The organism is Staphylococcus agnetis, assembly GCF_011466855.1.
GTDB classification, from domain to species: Bacteria; Bacillota; Bacilli; order Staphylococcales; family Staphylococcaceae; genus Staphylococcus; species Staphylococcus agnetis.
In genome coordinates, this window is record NZ_CP045927.1 from 1667899 (window position 1) to 1689317 (window position 21419).

General features: G+C 36.1%; 21 protein-coding genes and 1 pseudogene. 3 read left to right on the top strand and 19 right to left on the bottom strand.

All coding sequences use genetic code 11. The features are described 5' to 3' along the window. Positions 1-14 precede the first annotated feature (14 nt). From upp to fdaB, 14 genes are all read right to left on the bottom strand, one after another. Entirely contained in the window at positions 15-644 is a 630-nt protein-coding gene (gene upp / locus GJE18_RS08515; protein ID WP_037567472.1) for a uracil phosphoribosyltransferase, read from the bottom strand. A 22-nt stretch (positions 645-666) separates the two neighbouring features. Then, a complete protein-coding gene (glyA, locus tag GJE18_RS08520) occupies positions 667-1908 on the bottom strand; it encodes a serine hydroxymethyltransferase (protein ID WP_060551543.1) in 1242 nt (413 codons plus the stop codon). A 22-nt stretch (positions 1909-1930) separates the two neighbouring features. Then, the gene (locus GJE18_RS08525) at positions 1931-2458 is read right to left on the bottom strand and encodes a TIGR01440 family protein (RefSeq protein WP_060551544.1); all 528 of its coding nucleotides are present in this window, start codon (positions 2456-2458) and stop codon (positions 1931-1933) included. Between the two features lie 126 nt (positions 2459-2584). Continuing rightward, positions 2585-3004, bottom strand: a complete 420-nt coding sequence (locus GJE18_RS08530; RefSeq protein WP_060551545.1) for a low molecular weight protein arginine phosphatase — start codon at positions 3002-3004, stop codon at positions 2585-2587. Continuing rightward, entirely contained in the window at positions 3001-4053 is a 1053-nt protein-coding gene (locus tag GJE18_RS08535) for an L-threonylcarbamoyladenylate synthase (protein WP_060551546.1), read from the bottom strand. Before GJE18_RS08535 ends, GJE18_RS08530 begins: the two co-directional genes overlap by 4 nt. 83 nt (positions 4054-4136) lie before the next feature. Continuing rightward, positions 4137-4979 (bottom strand): peptide chain release factor N(5)-glutamine methyltransferase, encoded by an 843-nt coding sequence (gene prmC, locus GJE18_RS08540; RefSeq protein WP_165886134.1) that lies wholly within the window; start codon positions 4977-4979, stop codon positions 4137-4139. Continuing rightward, on the bottom strand, positions 4969-6045 hold the full coding sequence (prfA, locus tag GJE18_RS08545; protein ID WP_037567462.1) for a peptide chain release factor 1: 1077 nt from the start codon (positions 6043-6045) through the stop codon (positions 4969-4971). Before prfA ends, prmC begins: the two co-directional genes overlap by 11 nt. Next, positions 6045-6647, bottom strand: a complete 603-nt coding sequence (locus tag GJE18_RS08550; protein WP_037567460.1) for a thymidine kinase — start codon at positions 6645-6647, stop codon at positions 6045-6047. The genes prfA and GJE18_RS08550 overlap by 1 nt, the downstream gene beginning before the upstream one ends. A 172-nt stretch (positions 6648-6819) precedes the next feature. After that, on the bottom strand, positions 6820-7074 hold the full coding sequence (locus GJE18_RS08555) for a type B 50S ribosomal protein L31 (protein WP_037567459.1): 255 nt from the start codon (positions 7072-7074) through the stop codon (positions 6820-6822). Between the two features lie 121 nt (positions 7075-7195). After that, a complete protein-coding gene (gene rho / locus GJE18_RS08560; RefSeq protein WP_037567457.1) occupies positions 7196-8512 on the bottom strand; it encodes a transcription termination factor Rho in 1317 nt (438 codons plus the stop codon). A gap of 178 nt (positions 8513-8690) precedes the next feature. Beyond that, entirely contained in the window at positions 8691-10118 is a 1428-nt protein-coding gene (locus GJE18_RS08565; RefSeq protein WP_107368547.1) for an aldehyde dehydrogenase family protein, read from the bottom strand. A 183-nt stretch (positions 10119-10301) separates the two neighbouring features. Next, entirely contained in the window at positions 10302-10628 is a 327-nt protein-coding gene (locus GJE18_RS08570; protein ID WP_037567454.1) for a winged helix-turn-helix transcriptional regulator, read from the bottom strand. A 45-nt stretch (positions 10629-10673) separates the two neighbouring features. After that, entirely contained in the window at positions 10674-11939 is a 1266-nt protein-coding gene (locus tag GJE18_RS08575; protein ID WP_060551549.1) for a UDP-N-acetylglucosamine 1-carboxyvinyltransferase, read from the bottom strand. Positions 11940-12264: 325 nt separating this feature from the next. Beyond that, positions 12265-13137 (bottom strand): class IIb fructose-bisphosphate aldolase FdaB, encoded by an 873-nt coding sequence (fdaB, locus tag GJE18_RS08580; RefSeq protein ID WP_037567452.1) that lies wholly within the window; start codon positions 13135-13137, stop codon positions 12265-12267. Between the two features lie 215 nt (positions 13138-13352). Between fdaB and GJE18_RS08585 the strand changes: the two genes are divergently transcribed. After that, positions 13353-13874 (top strand): DUF2529 family protein, encoded by a 522-nt coding sequence (locus GJE18_RS08585; RefSeq protein WP_060551550.1) that lies wholly within the window; start codon positions 13353-13355, stop codon positions 13872-13874. A 188-nt stretch (positions 13875-14062) separates the two neighbouring features. Here the strand turns inward: GJE18_RS08585 and GJE18_RS08590 are convergent, their stop codons facing one another. From GJE18_RS08590 to GJE18_RS08600, 3 genes and pseudogenes are all read right to left on the bottom strand, one after another. Further along, positions 14063-15670 carry a CTP synthase gene (locus GJE18_RS08590; protein WP_060551551.1) on the bottom strand — a complete coding sequence of 536 codons (1608 nt, stop codon included), beginning with the start codon at positions 15668-15670 and terminating at the stop codon, positions 14063-14065. A 348-nt stretch (positions 15671-16018) separates the two neighbouring features. Further along, positions 16019-16549 carry a DNA-directed RNA polymerase subunit delta gene (gene rpoE / locus GJE18_RS08595; RefSeq protein ID WP_060551552.1) on the bottom strand — a complete coding sequence of 177 codons (531 nt, stop codon included), beginning with the start codon at positions 16547-16549 and terminating at the stop codon, positions 16019-16021. A gap of 155 nt (positions 16550-16704) precedes the next feature. Then, a pseudogene (locus tag GJE18_RS08600) lies at positions 16705-17564 on the bottom strand (GNAT family N-acetyltransferase). 88 nt (positions 17565-17652) lie between these two features. On the opposite strand from GJE18_RS08600, the gene GJE18_RS08605 reads away from it, so the two are divergent. Next, the gene (locus tag GJE18_RS08605; protein ID WP_060551554.1) at positions 17653-19251 is read left to right on the top strand and encodes a BCCT family transporter; all 1599 of its coding nucleotides are present in this window, start codon (positions 17653-17655) and stop codon (positions 19249-19251) included. A gap of 111 nt (positions 19252-19362) precedes the next feature. Here the strand turns inward: GJE18_RS08605 and GJE18_RS08610 are convergent, their stop codons facing one another. After that, positions 19363-19731, bottom strand: coding sequence for a VOC family protein (locus tag GJE18_RS08610; RefSeq protein ID WP_060551555.1), 369 nt, complete (start codon positions 19729-19731; stop codon positions 19363-19365). A gap of 107 nt (positions 19732-19838) precedes the next feature. Between GJE18_RS08610 and coaW the strand changes: the two genes are divergently transcribed. Then, complete coding sequence (gene coaW, locus GJE18_RS08615; protein WP_037567442.1) at positions 19839-20636, top strand: type II pantothenate kinase; 798 nt, start codon at positions 19839-19841, stop codon at positions 20634-20636. 81 nt (positions 20637-20717) lie between these two features. Here the strand turns inward: coaW and GJE18_RS08620 are convergent, their stop codons facing one another. Continuing rightward, entirely contained in the window at positions 20718-21389 is a 672-nt protein-coding gene (locus GJE18_RS08620; RefSeq protein ID WP_107368868.1) for a DUF2750 domain-containing protein, read from the bottom strand. Positions 21390-21419 lie beyond the last annotated feature (30 nt).

Consider the following 21419-nt stretch of genomic DNA (forward strand, 5'->3'; position numbering starts at 1 on the left):
CCTTAATTAAAACATTATTTTGTACCGAATAATCGATCACCAGCATCCCCTAAACCAGGAATGATATAAGCATTTTCATCTAACTTTTCATCAAGTGCAGCTATGAAAATATCAACATCTTCATGCGCTTCTTGAAGTTTTTGTACACCCTCAGGTGCTGCGATTAGACACATAAAACGAATGTGTTTCGCACCACGTTTTTTCAACGAATTAATTGCTTCTATCGCTGATGCGCCAGTGGCAAGCATCGGATCCACAACAATAATTTCACGTTCTTCGATATCTTGTGGTAACTTCACAAAATACTCAACCGCTTCTAATGTTTCTGGATCTCGGTATAAACCTACATGTCCAATTCTAGCTGCAGGAACAAGGTTTAAAATCCCTTGAGTCATACCTAACCCAGCACGAAGAATCGGTACAAACGCTAATTTTTTACCAGATAAACGTTTGGCTTTCGCTTTAGTCACTGGTGTTTCAATTTCAACTTCTTGTAATTCTAAATTACGTGTAACTTCATACGCCATCAGCATTCCGACTTCGTCTACAAGTTCACGAAATGCTTTTGTGCCTGTGTTAACATCGCGAATAAAACTCAGTTTGTGTTGAATTAAAGGATGATCAAATACATGTACTTTACCCATTGGTTTTTTGCCTCCAATATTTTTATTTATTGTATAATGGGAATTTTTCAGTCAATGCACTAACGCGTTTCTTAGCGTTTTCTAATACTTGACTGTCTTTGTGATTTTTTAGCACATCGCTAATAATGTGAGCGACTTCTTCAAATGCAGCCTCATCAAAACCACGTGTTGTAGCAGCAGGCGTTCCTAATCGGATACCGCTCGTTACAAATGGCTTTTCTTGATCAAAAGGAATTGTATTTTTATTACATGTAATACCTACACTATCAAGTGCTTCTTCAGCATCTTTACCTGTAATCCCTACAGATCCTTTCACATCGACTGAAATAAGGTGATTGTCCGTACCACCTGAAACAATTCTGAAGCCATTTTCTTGTAACGTAGATGCTAATGTTTTCGCATTCTTTATCACTTGGGCTTGGTATGTTTTAAATTCAGGTTGCAATGCTTCACCAAATGCAACGGCTTTGGCTGCGATTACATGCTCAAGTGGCCCCCCTTGAATGCCAGGGAAAATAGTTTTGTCTATGTCTTTTTTGTATTGGGCTTTACATAAAATCATACCACCACGAGGACCTCGTAATGTTTTGTGCGTAGTCGTCGTAACAAAATCAGCAAATTCTACTGGATTTTGATGTAAACCTGCCGCAACTAACCCAGCAATATGCGCCATATCTACCATTAATTTTGCATTGACTTCATCTGCAATTTCTTTGAACTTTTTAAAATCAATTTCACGCGAATATGCTGATGCGCCAGCAACGATTAATTTAGGTTTATTTTCTTTAGCAAGGCGACGAATTTCTTCGTAATCGATACGCTCTTCCTCTTTTGTCACTTGGTATTCAACAAAGTTATAAAATTTACCACTAAAGTTAACAGGTGAACCGTGCGTCAAATGACCACCGTGACTTAAGTTCATACCTAAAACAGTATCACCGTGTTCTAAAGCAACAAGGTAAACCGCCATATTCGCTTGTGAACCAGAATGTGGTTGAACATTGACATGTTCAGCATTAAATAATTGTTTCGCTCTATCGATAGCAAGTTGCTCAGTCACATCGACGAACTCACAACCGCCATAATAACGACGATTAGGATAACCTTCTGCATATTTGTTCGTCATAACTGAACCTTGTGCTTCCATGACAGCTTCAGAAACAAAGTTTTCAGACGCAATTAATTCGATGTTGTTGTTTTGACGGTTAAATTCTTTCCTAATGGCATCAGCAACGGCTTTGTCTTGTTTAAAAATAAATGACATAAACGTTTTCCCTCTTTCCCTATTAAAGTTGATATTTCGCACGTTCACCACCAATTTTCTTCGGTCGTGTCGTTGCCACAGTTACAATCGCCTCACCTATTTGACTAATTGAAGTACGCACAGGTACCGCAACATGTTTGAGATGCATGCCGATTAAAGTTTGGCCAATATCAATCCCTTTGTTTGCTGTGATATATTCAACAACCATTGGTTCATTCATGTGACGGTAGGCATATGTAGCAAGTGAACCCCCTGCATGCACATCAGGCACTACGCTTACTTCTTCCATAGTATACGGATCAAAGTTTTTACGTTCTATCGTAAGTGCACGGTTAATGTGTTCACACCCTTGATATGCAAATGAAACACCCGTTTCTTCTGAAATATCGACGAGTGCTTCATATATATCTTTAGCGATGTCTATGGATCCTGTAGTACCTATTTTGTCACCTAATACCTCTGAAGTTGAACAACCAATAACACAGATTTCTCCGTCAACAAAAAATGATTGAGACTTGAGTTCTTCTAATAACTGTTTCAAACCTTTCATGAACAAAACCTCCTAGGACTTATGTATGAACACAAAACGAATTATCCAAAGAACATAGAAACGTGCTATATGCCATATATTATAACGTATTTTCGAATGAACTTATACTGATTATATAACTGATTTTCAATCAAATTGTTCTTTAAGTTTAAAAATATCCCTTTCAAGTTGCTCAAAAAGCATTTGATACATTTCAAGCGGACCTCCAAAGGGATCTGCAATATCCGCAGTTTGATTGATATATGCTTTTAATGTGTAAACATGTTGTTGTGGGCCGTATAATTGTTCGATATGTCTTTGATGTTCTTGTGTCATCGTTAAAATTAAATCCGCTTGCAAATCTTCACGTTGGAATTGCTGGGCATTTGACGGCATTGGATAGTTTTGAGTAAGTAAAACTGTACGTGTATGTGATGCTACTGGTTGCCCTTCTACTGCCATTAAACCACGAGATTCGATGTGATATTGCGGTAACAACTTTGAGGCAATACTTTCTGCCATCGGACTTCTACAAGTGTTACCAGTACACACAAATATAATTCTCATAGAAATTCATCCTTTACCACTTGATGGTTAACAGCTTTCATCATTCTATTGCGCAACGCTTCTGTTTCTTCATTCACGGGATAGCCATATATATATGCATTTGAGACTTCTTTAAGTTCATCTAATTTGTGCAGCGCTGCATATAAATTTCGATTTGCTGTCTTAATATCAAACTCATCTTGACTCAATATAATCACTTTCGCGTCTTTCGGAATATATTGTGATAAGCTCTCTGGCACAATAAATGCCACTTCATCCCATTTATTATAGGCGTCTAGAGGAATATCATTTCCTATATGCTCAATTAATTTAAGGGGCGTATCTGGAGCATAGTGCTTATATTTCATACCAGGTGCTATCGGTTTCTCAGTCATATCAATCACTGTATCATCGATAGAATTAGGTAATATTTCGTTTAACATTTGGCGTGTAATCGTACCTGGACGCGCGATGCGGTAAGGAAAAGATGTACAATCAATCACCGTACTTTCCAAACCTGCATCGCTAGGTGTTGACTGAATAATCCCTTCAACTCTACCATTTAAATCCTCATACGCATGTTCAAACGTTGTCGGAGAAGGTCTCCCACTAATGTTGGCACTTGGTGCAGCAATAGGTATATTGGCTTTCTTTAAAATATACCTTGCTACGGGATGGCTAGGCATTCTCACCGCTACGGAATTCAAACCACCTGTAACACGTTCACATAAAAATCCTTTTTTGAGTGGTAATATAAATGTTATCGGTCCAGGCCAAAATGCTTCCATTAATTTTAATGTTGTTTCGGATATCGATGTCACGAAATCATCTAATTGTTCAGTATCGTAAATATGAATAATGAGTGGGTTGTCTGAGGGACGGCCTTTCGCTTCATAAATACCCTTCACCGTTTCTTCATTTAAGGCATTACCTCCAAGACCATAAACGGTTTCTGTCGGTAAAACTATCCGTTGCCCTTCACGATACATACGAATAATCTCATCGAATTGTGGATACGCATTAAGATTATACGTATACTCTCGAACGTCCCATATTTTAGTGTCTAACACGTAAAAACACCTCTTTCTTACTTTTATTTTACTCCATAATAAAAAGTTATGCACTCTTATCAAATACATAACTTTTTATACATTTATTTTGAAACACGCCATCTAAAACTGATTATACGATCATGACCGTTTATATCAGCAATGACATCGACTTTAAGATGTGGGTACATCGATGTTACTAATTTTTTAATTGCTGGTCCTTGTTGGTACCCTATTTCAAATACAATTGGTGCGCCATCTTTCATTACGCATGGGAGTTGTTTTAAAATCATGCGGTATATATCCAATCCATTATCTGCTGCAAATAGCGCGATATGGGGTTCAAAGTTCAGTGTACTTTCACTCATGACATCTTGTTCTGATTGACATATATAAGGTGGATTAGAGATTAATCCATCTAATAATAGTCCTTTTTCAATCAAAGGTACCAATGTATCACCTAAAACAAATTGAATGTCAGCTTGATTTTTTTCTGCATTATACTTCGCTATATCTAATGCATTTTCAGAAATATCCGTAGCCCAAACATTCAACTGAGGCATTTCTTTTTTTAATGTGATTGCAATGATACCACTACCCGTACCGATGTCTGCAACTTGCCCACTTGACATCATTTCCATTAGCTTCATGACAACCTCTTCAGTTTCAGGTCGCGGTATGAGCACATCTTGTGTTACTTTGAAATCTCGATTAAAAAAGGATGCTTTCTCAACAATATATTGAATCGGTTCTCCTTTTAAAAGTCGCAACAAACCTTGCTTTAATATCTGATGCACTTGGTCAGTCATATCGTCATGTTGATGCATCACATAATCTGTACGCGACCAATCCATCATATCCATAACGAGCCAATCTACTTGTGCAGCTTCATATTCATGTGCCACTAATTGGTTGCGCGCATCTCGAACCCATGTATTAAATTTCACCGTTATTAAGCTCTTTTAATTTTTCAGTTTGTTCATGCATTGTTAAAGCATCAATGACTTCATCGAGTTTACCTTCCATAATTTGGTCTAACTTTTGTAACGTTAAGCCAATTCGATGATCGGTAACACGACTTTGAGGATAATTATACGTTCTAATGCGTTCCGAACGGTCACCTGTACCTACAGCCGACTTACGTTGTGCAGCATATTTTTGCTGTTCTTCTTGAACTTTCATATCGTACAAACGTGCTTTTAACACTTTCATCGCTTTTTCACGGTTTTGAATTTGAGATTTTTCTGATGATGTAGCAATCACACCTGTTGGCAAGTGAGTAATACGAACAGCTGAATCTGTTGTATTCACGTGCTGACCCCCTGCACCACTTGAACGGTACGTATCTATCTTCAAGTCTTCATTACGAATTTCAATCTCAACATCTTCAACCTCAGGCAATACTGCTACTGTTGCCGTTGATGTATGAATACGTCCACCAGATTCAGTTTCAGGAACACGTTGCACACGATGTGCACCATTTTCAAATTTTAATTTACTGTATGCACCTTCACCCGAAACAGAAAAACTAATTTCTTTATATCCACCGTGGTCACTTTCAGTTGCTTCGACTATTTCAGTTTTAAAGCGATTGGCTTCCGCGTATTTTGTATACATTCTAAACAGGTCTCCAGCAAAAATTGCAGCTTCGTCACCACCTGCTGCAGCTCTAACCTCTACAATAACATCTTTGTCATCATTAGGGTCTTTCGGAATTAGTAATAATTTCAGTTCATCTTCAAACTGCGGAATTTGTGGTTTAAGCGTTGCAGCTTCTTCTTTTAACATTTCTATTTCATCCGCATCTGACGTTTCATTTAACATAATTTCAATATCATTTAATTCTTCTTTAACTTGTTTATAATTACGGTAGACTTCTACGGTTTTTTGAAGTTCAGATTGCTCTTTAGAATATTTTCTTAATTTATCAGAGTCACTTACAACCTCTGGATCACTTAGCAACTCATTTAGTTGTTCATATCTTTCTTCAACAATATCTAATTGATCAAACATTACTCATTTTCCTCCTCTTTTGACTCGCTCGGTAGAATTACATGATGCGCACGACAACGTGGTTCATAACTTTCATTAGCACCCACTAATATGATTGGATCATCAACTTTTGCTGGTTTTCCATTGATGAGTCTTTGTGTACGACTTGAAGAAGCGCCACAAACTGCACATACAGCTTGAAGTTTTGTAATATGTTCACTTACGGCTAACATCTCTGGAACGGGATGAAATGGCTCTCCTTTAAAATCCATGTCTAGACCTGCTGTAATGACACGATATCCTCTTTGTGCAAGTGTTTGAGCAATATCTACAACAGTGCGATCAAAAAATTGAATTTCATCAATACCTATGATATCAACCCCTGTTAAATCATGTTGCCAAATCTCGCTTGCTTCAGTGATGTTAATCGCTTCTATCGCATTACCATTATGTGAAACGATTTTTTCTTTATGATAACGGTCATCAATCGTTGGTTTGAAAACTATTACCTTTTGTTTCGCATAAACACCACGTCGTAAACGGCGAATAAGTTCTTCAGATTTACCGCTAAACATACTTCCTGTGATGCATTCAATCCATCCTGAATGATACGCTTCGTACATTTTTTATGCCACCTTTTCCAAAACATAATCGCTTCATTATATCATATTTTAATAACGTTTTTGATGATTTCATTAAAAAAAGCATCCTCTTAAATGAGGATGCTTAAAATAGAAAGAAAGCATATAAAGATTGTTTTCTTTACAGCTTTCCAATAACTCGTTATAACGAAGATTAGTTGTTTGATTTGAGACCGAATTTCTTGTTGAAACGTTCCACACGACCATCTGCAGCAGCAAATTTTTGACGTCCTGTGTAGAATGGGTGAGAGTCAGAAGAAATATCTAAACGGATAACTGGATACTCGTTACCATCTTCCCATTCCATTGTTTCGCTTGAATACTTCGTAGAACCACTTAAAAACTTAAAGTTAGTAGTTGTATCTAAGAAGATTACTTTACGGTATTCTGGATGAATGCCTTGTTTCATTATTTTCAGCTCCTTTGCCCTGAACCATCTGGAACAGAGTTATTTGTGAGTTTTACCCAATACTTGTACATTATAAAGGTTGCCTTTTTAAAAAGCAACCCCACGAAAACATTTCTTTAAATTAAATAATAGGTTTCCCTGTTTTAGTACTTTCAACTGCACTTTTTTTCAACTCTTCAAAAAAGTCTGCATTAGTTTTAGTTTTCTTTAATCGTCGGATAAAACGTTCTGCAAAGTCTGGCGAATTGGAGAACATGTTGCGTAATTGCCATAAACTTTCGAGTTCATTTTTAGGAATCAGTAGTTCTTCTTTACGCGTTGAACTTCTAGAAATATCAATAGCTGGGAAGATTCTACGTTCAGACAAACGACGATCTAAATGTAATTCCATATTCCCTGTCCCTTTGAACTCCTCATAAATCATATCATCCATACGAGAGCCAGTATCAACGAGTGCTGTAGCTAATATTGTAAGGCTCCCACCAGCTTCAATATTACGTGCAGCACCGAAAAACGTTTTAGGTCCATGTAATGAAGCAGGGTCTAAACCGCCTGATAATGTACGACCGCTTGGGGGTACCACTAAATTATACGCACGTGCTAATCGCGTGATTGAATCCATAAGCACAATTACATCTTCACCGATTTCAACGAGACGTTTTGCTCTTTCAAGTAATAACTCTGCAACTTTAACATGATGTTTCGGATGTTCATCAAATGTGGAATGTACAACTTCAGCTTCTTCAACTGAACGCTCAATATCAGTAACTTCCTCAGGTCTTTCACCCACAAGTAAAATAAATAATTTAGCATTAGGTTTGTTTTTTACAATAGCATTTGCGATTTCTTTTAATAAAGAGGTTTTACCTGCTTTAGGTGGTGCAACGATTAAACCACGTTGTCCTAATCCGATTGGTGTTACTAAATCCATAACACGTGTGGAGTATTTGTCGGGGTCTGTTTCTAATTTGATACGTTCTTCAGGATAAAGAGGTGTTAACGCTTGGAAATGTGGTCGTTTTTTGACTTCTTCTGCATTATGGTCATTTACAAAATCAACTTGTAGCAAGCCGTAATACTTCTCGTTTTCTTTAGGTTGTCTGACTTTACCAGTAACTTTATCACCTAATTTGATTTCAAATCGTCTGATTTGTGATGCAGAAATATATATATCTTTTTCACCTTTAGAATAATTAACTGTACGTAGAAAACCGTAACCATCTGGTTGAATATCGTCTAGAATGCCTTCCATATAATAGTTACCGTCTTTTTCCATTTGTGCTTCCATTATGGCAAGAACAAGTTCTTTTTTGTTTAACTTACTATAGTTCGATAGTTTTAAAGATTTGGCTTTTTCGGTCAAAGCTTTAGTCGTGTAGTTTTTGTACAATTCATGAAAAGACTCATATTGAGGTGAGGTTCTTTCCCTAGTCGCCATATTTAACACTCATTTCATAATAAATTCTTTAATCGCATTTTTGATACGATAACATCAATACTATAGCAAATTTTAAAGGTAAATACAAAACATGATATAAATTGAAACATAAATGAACCACGTGATTAAATATCGCTTTTTTAACAATAAGCGTTATTTAACACGTGGTTGTGTTCAATTATTTAAAATAACCTGCAATGGATTTTACTTCTAAAAATTCTTCAATACCATAGTCGCCCCATTCACGTCCAATACCAGATTGTTTGTAACCTCCAAATGGTAAGTCTGGTGTGCGACCAGCTTCATTAATCTCAACTGTACCCGCTTCAATCGCGCGCGCTACTTTTTTCAATGTATCTTTATCTTGACCGTATACATAACCTGCTAAGCCATACTTTGTATCATTGGCAATGCGAATAGCATCATCAATATCTGTGTACGTGATGACCGACATAACTGGTCCAAAAATTTCTTCCTGAGCAATGGTCATTTTATTATCTACGTCAGAGAAAATTGTGGGTTTCGCAAAATAACCTTGGTTTAAGCCATCAGGATGACCTGTGCCGCCGAAGTAAAGTTGTGCCCCTTCATCTATACCTTTTTGGATATAATCTTGAACTTGATCATATTGTTTTTTGTTAATAATTGGTCCCATATCCGTGTCTTTATTTTGGGGATCTCCAACCTTAACATTCGCCATGTGCATTTTAGCTTTTTCTAAGAAATCTGCTTTCATGGATTCAGGGATAAGCGTTCGTGTACCAGCCGTACACACTTGTCCTGTATTATTAACCACTTTATTAACAGCGGCCTGTGCAGCACCATCAACATCAGCATCATCTAAAATGATATATGGTGATTTACCACCTAATTCTAATGACACTTTTTTGAAGTCTTTACTAGCCTTTTCCATAATTTTTGAGCCTGTGCCGCCAGAACCTGTAAAGGACATCATGCGCACATCAGGGTGTTCGCTCAACGGATTACCTACACCTTCACCATCTCCATTGACGAGATTGAAGACACCTTTAGGTACACCTGCAACTTCGAAAATTTCAGCTAAAATAATAGCAGCAAAAGGTGTTTCTTCAGAAGGTTTTAAAACAACTGGTGCACCAGCAGCAAAGGCGGCTGCTAATTTTAATGACGTTTGGTTTGTCGGGAAATTCCATGGTGTAATTAAACCAGCAACACCAATCGCTTCTTTAACCACTAAATGATCGCCACGTTGTTCTTCAAATTGAAAATCATCTAAAGCATCATATGCAGCTTGAAAATGATTCAATCCCATTTGGTAATGTACCTTTTCAGATTTTGTCACCGGTGCACCTAATTCAAGTGTCATTGCTTCAATTAAATCGTCTTTACGTTTTTTATATTCATCTACAATACGCCCTAATAATGCTTGACGTTCTTTTACTGGTGTGTGTCTAAACTCTATATATACATCATGCGCAGCTTGTACCGCTTGTTTGACATCTGTTTCATCCCCTTTGGCAATACGGCCAAAAACTTCTTCAGTTGCAGGATTTATCACATCAATCGTCTCACCACTGTGACTGTCTACCCATTCACCGTTTATATATTGTTTCGTTTGGTTTCTCATACTATGACACTCCTTTTCCGAACGTTTCGTCCTATATCCAGTATTTCCAAAAAAGGACTTAGTTAAACTATACGCCTTGCGTACTTCTCTTGCATGAATTTTGCTTAAACATAAAAAGCCAAATAGACAAGCAAGTGCTCGTCCTATTTGGCTGTTAAACATTTATAAATGAAACAAGTAAGCTTAACCTTGATCTTCTAATGTCACATGATGATGCGCCCAGTCTTCTAAAGGTTTTAATGCTTGCGCTAAATCAATCCCTTTTTGCGTCAAATGATAACACACTGATGGAGGGGTTTCTGAAATAACATGCTTTGTAATCAATCCACGATCTGCTAGTTCTGTAAGTTTTATCGATAACGCACGATTCGTGATGGGTTGTAAATCTTTTTTCAATTGAGAAAAGTGTGCTTTATGTTCCGGACAAGTGGATAAATAATGTAAAATAAGTCCATTCCAACTGCGCCCTAAAATTTTAAATGTTTCTTGTAAATATGGACAAACTTCCATGGCTCTCACCTCTTAACATTACTTGCAAGTCCAATATTTTATAGATTAAGCATCAACGGATTCTGTCCAAATATCAGCACCAAGTTTTTTTAATGTATTGACGATATCTGTATATCCTCTATAAATATGTTTGACATTATAAATTGTCGTTTCGCCTTCAGCAATTAATCCTGCGACAATTAAACAAGCGCCTGCACGTAAATCACTGGCATAGACTTCTGCCCCTGTAAGGTGTGACGGTTTAATTGTTGCTGTACCAAGGTCAGCGTCAATCGCTCCATTCATTTTTTGCAATTCTGGCACGTGTTTAAAGCGTTCAGGATAAATGGTTTCTTTTACGAAGCTTGGCCCTTCAGCTAAGAAAAGTAATGGCGTAATGGGCTGTTGTAAATCTGTGGCAAACCCTGGGTAAACTAATGTTTTAATATCAACACTATGATATGGGTGCGCACGTTGTACTACCATGAAGTCATCGCCGACATCAATGTTAACCCCTAGTTCTTTTAACTTTACTGTGAGTGGTTCCACGTGTTTTGGAATAATGTTATCAATGACAACCTGTTCACCACTCGCTGCAGCAATACACATATACGTTCCAGCTTCAATGCGGTCAGGGATTATGCTATGACGACTTCCATGTAAATGCGGTACACCTACAATTTTAATTGAACTCGTCCCTGCCCCTGTGACTCTTGCTCCCATACTATTTAAAAAGTTTGCAACATCAACAACTTCTGGTTCTTTGGCAGCATTTTCAATGATTGTTTGACCTTCAGCACGAGAGGCTGCAAGCATGATATTTATCGTCGCACCTACACTGACGATGTCTAAATAAATATTAGCACCAACAAGACGATCTGCTTCGATTTTCATTGAGGTCGCACTTGATTCATCAATTTTAGCACCTAGAGCTTTAAAGCCTTTAATATGTTGATCAATCGGTCTAGGCCCTAATGGACATCCCCCAGGAAGCCCAATAACACATTTTTTGAAGCGGCCAAGTAATGCACCCATCATATAATATGATGCACGTAAAGACTCTACTTTATTATTAGGTAGAGCAGCGTTTTGTATTTCAGTAGGATCTACATGTAACGTAGTATCATCCAACTCTGCTTTAATGTTAAGATCCTCAAGTAAACTCACTAATGTTTCCACATCTGAAATTTTAGGCAAACCATCTAATGTGACAGGTTCTTCAGCTAATATCGTAGCAGGAATGATTGCCACAGAGCTATTTTTAGCACCGCTTATTTCTACCTTCCCTTTAAGCGTTTGGCCACCTTTAATTTTAATAACTTCTTGCGCCATGTGATTGAACTCCTTTTCCATTGCTCAATTTCTCCATAAAATATCATAATATAGGCATTATAATGTAAAATTTTTCAAAATGCAAAATAGGTCTCATCGTTGTAAACACTTTAATTCGTCTTAAAAATATTGGTATTAATTCTAATTTTACCACTGAATGACAAATGATTACATACGTTTATTGAAAAAGTAGCAACTTTAAAAAATAGTGATATACATACGATTTAGCAACATTATAAAAAAGACCATTTTTACCTTTATACCCTATAAAAAAGCTGAGACACCTTATGCGTCTCAGCTTTTTTAATTTATATCTATTTAATCATTAACCTTTAATGTTATCAGCTTTGTTAGAAGTACCAAATTCTCTAATTTTACCAATTACAGTTTCTTTGATTGCTTCACGAGCTGGTCCTAAATATTTACGTGGATCGTAAACTTCTTTATCCGCATCTAAAACTTCACGCACACGTTTCGCTGAAGCAATTTGGTTTTCAGTATTAACGTTGATTTTTGCAGTACCGAATGAAATTGCTTTTTTGATATCATCTGTAGGAATACCAGTTCCACCATGTAATACAAGTGGAAGGCCTGTTGATGCACCAATTTCTTCCATTTCTTTAAATCCTAAGTTTGGTAAACCTTTGTAAGGACCATGAACAGAACCAAGTGCAGGCGCCAACGTATCAATACCTGTATCTTTTACTAAATTTTGACATTCGATTGGGTCAGCATAGATTACGCCGTCAGCTACAACGTCATCTTCTTGACCACCAACTGTACCTAATTCAGCTTCTACTGATACGCCACGAGCATGTGCGTATTCAACAACTTTTGAAGTCACTTTAACGTTATCTTCGTATGGTTCGTGTGATGCATCGATCATTACAGATGTGAATCCAGCATCAATCGCCTCTTTACATTTATCGAAACTTGAACCATGGTCTAAGTGAATCGCTACAGGAATTGTAATATTGTAGTCATGCATTAACCCTTCTACCATTTTAACTACAGTATAAAAACCACCCATATAGCGTGCGGCACCTTCTGATACACCTAAAATTACAGGTGCATTCTCTTCTTGAGAAGCTTGTAAGATTGCTTGTGTGAATTCTAAGTTATTGAGGTTGTATTGACCTACCGCATAACCATTTTCTTTTGCGTCGATTAACATTTCTTTCATTGAAACTAAAGGCATGAAAGTTCCTCCTTGAGTGCGTAACGCACATAAATTTATATTCATATTATAGCAAAATTGTGCACAAAATGCATAAATAATCGTGATAAAATGGGATTATTTCACCATTTCGTCAATGAAAGCGCCACCATTTGAAACCTAAAATATTTTGTTGATATTCTTTAAATTCTTAATTAAAATTAAACCCAATGATTTAAGAAAATGGAGGCGATTAAATGTCAAAAATGTTAGCTACACAATTAACAGGCATTTTTAATCGATTGAATGAACAGGAGTTAGACATTCAAATGGCCGCGCAATGTCTCATTCAAGCTATAGGTGGTGAAGGTCATGTGTACGTTAAAGGTTATGATGATCTCAAATGGTTTGAGCATTATGTATTATCAAGCGAAGAAAAGTTAGCATCAAGTTTAGCGTTAGATGACGTACCATCGTTTTCAGACTTAGACACTACCGACCGAATTTTTTTATTTAGCCCTTATGTCACTGATGCACTCATAAATGATTTAGAACGCTTACTGGACTACCAACATGAAGTCGTATTGGTTACAAACCCTTCTAAGTCATATGACATACCTGAACATTTGATACATTTTATTAATCTATCAACGCCACGTGCCATTGTTATGACAGAAGATTATGATAAAGTGGTGACGCCGCACAACATTGCGATTAACTTTGTCTATTATGAAATCTACATTCAAATGATCGAGATGATACGTGACTTAGATTTATAATTTATAACCATCCTATAAGCAAAAGCTAACTTTATTAAAGAGACATATGATGAGTCATATTAATTAGCGATAAAAGAATAAAACACTTTCGTTCCATTCACATTAAGAGGAATTTTAACGAAAGTGTTTTTATTATCGTTTTCTACACAAAGTATTAGTCAAAATAGCATACGTATTGTGTCGACATATTATTTTGATTGATATTGAATCGCAGCTTCGATAAATGATTTAAAAATCGGTTGCGGACGATTTGGACGTGATAAAAATTCTGGGTGGAATTGACACGCTAAGAAAAATGGGTGGTTCTCTATTTCAACCATTTCTACTAGGCGACCATCTGGGCTTGTTCCCGAGAAAATCATACCCGCTGCTTCTAATTTTTCACGGTATTCATTATTAAATTCATAACGATGACGATGGCGTTCTTGAATCTCCTTTTCTCCATAAATACGTTCAGCTAGTGTTCCCTCTTTAATTGTACATGGATATAAACCTAAACGTAACGTTCCACCTAAATCTTCTATATCTTTTTGTTCAGGTAATAAGTCAATCACAGGATATGGAGTATTAGGATCTAATTCAGCTGAATGCGCATCCGTTAAGCCTACAACGTGACGTGCATATTCAACAGTTGCTAATTGCATGCCTAAACAAATACCAAAGAATGGGATGTGATGTTCACGCGCGTATTTAATTGCAGAAATTTTACCTTCACTCGCACGGAAACCAAACCCACCTGGCACTAAAATACCATCAACATCGTGGAAGTAACTTTCAGCATTTTCATCTGTCACTTCACTTGAATCAATCCATCTAATCTCGATATCTTTCATAAATGGGTATCCTGCATGTTTTAAAGCTTCTGCAACTGATAAATAAGCGTCTTGTAGTGCCACGTATTTACCAACCAATGCAATCGTGACTTTACCTTCTAAATTATTCACAACATTGATTAAATGATTCCATTCATCTAATTGTGTTTCGTATTGCGCTTTTAATCCTAAACGATTAATTACAATGTCATCCATATCTTGACGGCTCAATTGTAAAGGAATTTCATATAATGATTCCGCATCACGGCATTCAATGACACTTTTCTTATCAATATCACAGAATAAGGCAATTTTATCTTTTAATTCTTGACTCATTTCATATTCACTACGTACGACAATTAAATCTGGTTGAATACCTAAACCACGTAGCTCTTTAACACTATGTTGTGTTGGTTTCGTTTTCATTTCACCAGCAGCTTTAATATAAGGTAGTAACGTACAATGTACGTACATTACATTTTCACGACCTAAATCACTTCGAATTTGACGGATTGCTTCAATAAACGGTAAAGATTCGATGTCACCCGTAGTTCCACCAATTTCGGTGATGACAACGTCAGCATTCGTACTTTCGCCTGCTAGAAGTAATCTAGATTTAATTTCATTTGTAATGTGTGGAATGACTTGAACAGTTCCACCAAGATAATCTCCACGACGCTCTTTCTTTAAAACATGTGAATACACTTTTCCTGCTGTCACGTTTGAATACTTGTTTAAATTAATATCGATAAAACGCTCATAATGACCTAGATCTAAATCCGTTTCTGCACCATCATCAGTTACAAAAACTTCTCCATGTTGATACGGACTCATTGTCCCTGGATCTACATTTAAATATGGATCAAATTTTTGAATCGTTACAGATAATCCACGATCTTTCAAAAGACGCCCAAGTGAAGCGGCAGTGATTCCTTTACCTAATGATGATACAACGCCACCAGTCACAAAAATAAATTTTGTCATGTGTATTTCCTCCTCATTTCATATCAGATGCATTTACTAAGGGGTAAATCCATTTCAAACAGTAAACATGTTATTACATTGATTTATAAAATAAAAAAGTCCCCTCTCACAATCATTTCATGTAAGGGGGGAACGAATGAACGTCATTTATATTATTACGTAATTACGTACGTATTTATCTCTATTGACGTATGCGTTTTTTCATTGTCCTATTTAAAGGAGCCCGAATAAAATTCTATCATGTTGTCATAAAAAGTCAATAAACTTTATGTTAAATTTACATTATCCATTGATACGAATAAAGTGGAACAATGGTCGTTTCATTAACGAACATATTTTTAAAATGAATTACTCTTCTTCTTCTAAAAGATCTTCTTCATCATCGTATGCATCATCTAAATCTTCTTCATCGTCTTCAACGACTAAATCAGATTCTTCGATTTCATCTTCTACACGCTCATCTTCAGGGTCGTTAAGTTCTTCTTGGTCATCTGTCACACTAGGGATATTGTCATCACCGTCATTGTCATCTTCACCAAGCAATTTCAAGTTCTTATCTTCTTCATCATCTTCATCAAGAATTTCAAACTTTTGAATCGTTGGTGCAATCTTTTCTTCTATATCATCAACGGAATACCAATCGCGTAATCCCCAAACGTTGTCACCGACACTTAAAAATCGACCATCAGTGTTTAAGTCTGTATAAAATTGAACGACGCGATTTTCAATTTGATCGTCTTCATAATGACCAATTTGCTTAAATTCATCAATAATATCATAAAGATTCATTGTTTCATTTTTTTCAGTTAAAAGCGTATATGCCATATCAATAAACGCTTTTTCATCAACCATTTCTTGTGTGTAATCTTGTAATTTCATTGGCACATCTTCCTTTCAAAGATTCACGTTACTCCTACATTTTAAAGACATCTCGTCTTCTTATATAACATACTATAACAAACATTGATTATAAATGAGTCTTGAATATAACGCAATGTTTAGCAATAGTTTTTTTTGAAATGCAACCAATTTATTTAGTAGTTAATATATTTTTCAAACATTGTATAATTTTCAGTGACGATTGCTTCTACAAAATTACTTTTTTGAAACAATGGTTTGAGTTTGTTACTTGCACCAAATAACATCACTTCAATGACATCAATATTGTCATATTTTTGGCGTACATACGTAGACAATTGTCGTAATGCGTTTTGAGCAATACCTGATTCACGATGCTCATCTTCTACGAGGACAGCTCTAATAATCAATCGAGATTGAAATTGTTCAATAGCTAAAAAGCCTACTTTTTCTTGATTAAGATTTAAATCAATAATGTCTACTGGCCCTAAATCAGATTGGTCACTGCGACTTAATTTTAATGAGGATACATATTTAGAACTTAAATCTAAATAATAAAGTCGTTCCTTTCCAATCGGTCCCTCCTCTTTTGTTGCCGTGTGCATAAAACCTGCACGCTCATAGACATTCCATGCTGCTTCGTTTTCTGCATCAACGACAAGGTATAAATGTCCGAAATCAGGAAAAACACTTTGAACATATTCTGGAAGATTCATCATGATTTTAGTACCATAGCCATGACCTTGAAACTGTTCATTAATAGATAACGAACGAATATAAACAACTTCTTCAGGGGTATCATAACCTTCATGTTGATAATGTTGATGTAGGACAAAAAACCAACAACATCCCCATCGTTGTTCAAGACAACGTTTGCCTTTCGATTAGGATCATTCAGTGCATCATCCAGTACTTCTTCGGGTAAGGAAGAATAGATGCGTTGACGTTCATTGAGTTTAAATTTATAAAGTGCATCACGGTATTGCTCTTCATACAAATGTATAGTAATATCATCAAAGCGTTTACTTTTTATCATTATGAAAATTCATTCCTTTATTAATTATGATTTTCGCATGTATAACTATACACTATTTTCTGATTTTTCAAACTCGAAAGGGGATATTATGAAAAAACCTAAACCTTCGCTAACAAAAAAGAAAAAGAATCGAAATTTCGTCTATATCGTCTCTTTTTCTATTATCTTATTATTTACTTTACTAGCTGCCTTATTTCCAAAAGGCTTTGGATTTTATGCACAAAATACATATAATGCAATTGCTTTAAATTTTGGCTGGCTCTTTTTAATTATCGTCTTTGTTTTAGACTTGTTTTTAATTTTTCTCGCCCTCTCTCGTTATGGTCGATTTAAACTCGGTCATGATGATGAAGAACCTGAATTTTCATTTATATCATGGATTGGCATGCTGTTTTCAGCGGGCTTAGGTGTTGGTATCGTATTCTGGGGTGTAGCTGAACCACTTACCCATTATCTACATTCTCCATTTTCCAGCACTAAAGGACAAACAGCTGAATCGGCTCGTTTGGCTATGGGATACACTTTTTTCCACTGGGGTATTTCACAATGGTCTATTTTTGCGATGAGCGGCTTAATTGTTGCCTATTTTCAATTTAGAAAGCAACGTGACGGCCTAATCTCTACTGCTATGGAACCCGTTTTTGGTGAAACATACAAACGCCCATATCGAAACATTATTGATATTTTAGCAATTATTGCTACTGTCATGGGTATCGCAACTTCAATAGGTCTCGGTATTTTACAAATTGCCGGGGGCTTAAATCATGTGTTCCATGTGCCAAATACGAATGTGACATTAATCATTATTACTTTAATTATGACCTGCATCTTTTTAGGGTCAGCGTTGTCAGGATTGAATCGTGGTGTAAAATGGTTGAGTAATTTAAACATTATTATCGGTGCAATATTACTCGTATTCATTTTTATCGTCGGAGATTTACGCTTTATCGTTGAAACTTTCACTGTTTCTATAGGCGACTATATTTCTCACTTCGTACAATATAGTTTACGTATGGATCCATACACTGGTGATAATTCATGGATTCAAAAGTGGACGGTTTTCTATTGGGCTTGGGTCATTTCATGGTCACCATTTATTGGTGGTTTTGTTGCACGCGTATCTAGAGGTAGAACCATACGTGAATTTGTCGTAGGTGTGTTAATCATTCCACCAATGATTTCATTCACATGGATTGCTGGATTTGGAGGCACTGCAATTAATTATGCGCTTCATAAAAAAGATGGCATCGAAAATGTCGTTGATAAGGATTATACGGTAGCTTTGTTTGAGTTGTTAAGCAAATTTCCTTTATATGAAGTCACGAGTGCCTTAGCCATTATCCTTATCTTTACGTTTATTGTTACGAGCGCAGATTCAACGACACATATTGTCTCTGGAATGGCAACGGGTGGCGTTGAAAATCCTAAACGTAAACATAAAATGGTTTGGGGCATACTTATTGGTGCTATTTCTGTAGCATTAACTGTCGCAGGTGGTTTAACAAGTTTACAAACAGCATCAGTGGTTACTGGGCTCCCATTTTCCATAATTTTATTACTTATGATTTTTGCACTTATGAACGCCTTAAGACGTGAACACACGAAACATTTCCAAATGACACATATAGATGACGAGAAAGACTTTTCTCGAACAATTGAAGAACGAGAAAGAGATAACGAAATGTAAATCATTTATCAATTGTAACTTGAAAAATGATATGTTGGATAAAAAATGGCCTTCAAAGTTCATTAGAAATGAATTTTGAAGGCTTTTTTCAATTTCAAGAATAAATAATGTTTATTCTTGAACAAAACAATTCATCAACCAGTTCACACCATATCGATCTTTAACTTGCCCATGAATAGCATTAAAGAAGGTTTTATTTAACGGCATGTGTGGGTTCCCCTGTACACTTAAAGCGTCGAAAATACGTTGTTGCGTACCTGGGTGATCGAACGTGAGTAAAATTTGATTGCCGTCATTTTGCACGGGTTTACCATACGTGTCTGATAAATGGATAACGACATCTTCTTGAATTTTTAATTCCGCGTGTAACACTTTACCTTGATGTTCATTTAAAATGATCTTTTCCCCACCAAACGTGTCATGATAAAAATGTAAAGCGTCATTTACATTTTCAACTAAAATATATGGACTTAACTTCATAAACGAATCCCCCTAGACATTTTAAAAATTATAATTAAAACTTGTATTTTTGTGATTATCATATAGTATATAGTGGTGATAAACAATAATTTTGAGGTGAACAAGCGATGCGAATCGGAATTGACGCAGGTGGTACGCTAATTAAAATTGTAGTTGAAAATGGTGGTCAGCGTACGTACGAAACACGTCTCACTACGGATATAGAAAACGTAGCAAATTGGTTAAATGAACAAACATGTTCCAATATTTGTATAACAGGTGGCAATGCGAAAGCACTCAATGATTTACTCCATTGTGATGCTAAACAATTTATTGAATTCGATGCTGCTGATAAAGGTGTTGAGCTTCTTTTAAAAGAACAAGGTATTGCATTAGAACGCTATATTTTTACTAATGTTGGAACAGGGACATCTATTCATTTAGCCGATGCACAAGGTCAACAACGTGTAGGTGGTATTGGTACCGGTGGCGGTATGATACGCGGATTAGGTTACTTATTAACTGAAATCAAAGATTACACACAACTCACAGACCTAGCACAAAAAGGAAATCGCGACATCATAGATTTGAAAGTGAAACATATTTATAAAAATGATACCCCACCTATTTCTGGTGAACTGACTGCGGCGAATTTTGGACATGTTTTATTAAATTTAGACAAAACATTTACGCCTGCTGATAAATTAGCTTCACTAATTGGTGTTGTAGGTGAAAGTGTTACCACCGTATCCATTCATGTCGCGAGAGAGCATGGAGCGCATGATGTTGTTTATATTGGTTCATCTTTCCATAATAATCCATTACTCCAAAAAGTAGTCACGGATTATACGATATTACGTGGTTTTACACCTCACTATTTAAATAATGGCGCATTTTCAGGCGCACTCGGTACATTATATTTATAATGAAACGTATATTAATAGCCTTCAAAATTCAATAAAAATGAATTTTGAAGGCTAAACTTTTAGATATGTTATCTCACTTTATTAAAATGTTAATTCATTCGCTAATTTTTGTGCACTTACAATGGTACCAACGACGCCTGGTTTTAAGTCTATTGCAACGTAACGATTGTCATCACGCAATTCGTCTAACCATTCTGAAAACACTTCACCTTCAACGTAAATAAGTTCAAGTGTTTCGAAGTCTTCTTCAGCAACACGCTTCGCTCGCTGGCTTAAACTCCAAACAGGCATGAAATGAGATTGTTCAAAATTATCATTTTCATCACTTACGACCATAAATTGCTTAGTACCTTTACGTGTAAGACCATATACAGTGTCGGTTTTAGAAACATCTTCAACAAATTCTCGAATGCGTAAGCGATCAATATCAGTCATAATATCATTAAAAGCCGATAAAATTTTAATTTCATGACCTTCTGCATCAATCGTCACATTCACAACCGCTTCATCCTCTTCATCAAACATATCGTCAAGTTCATAAGTTGTAAAACGATCGATATCCATCGCCTTAATTTTATCAAATTCAACATTTAGATTTTCGAGATATGCTTTTGCCAAACTTTCCCTCGTCCAAAAGCAAAATAATTGTTTCCCATTATGCAAATGCTTCACAATTTTTTTATCTTTTACTGCGATAAAAAATTGCTCATTTGTCAGAATATCTTTGTAAAAACGTTCATTTTTATACGACATCTTTTTCTCCCTCTCTAAATGAGCTCTTTA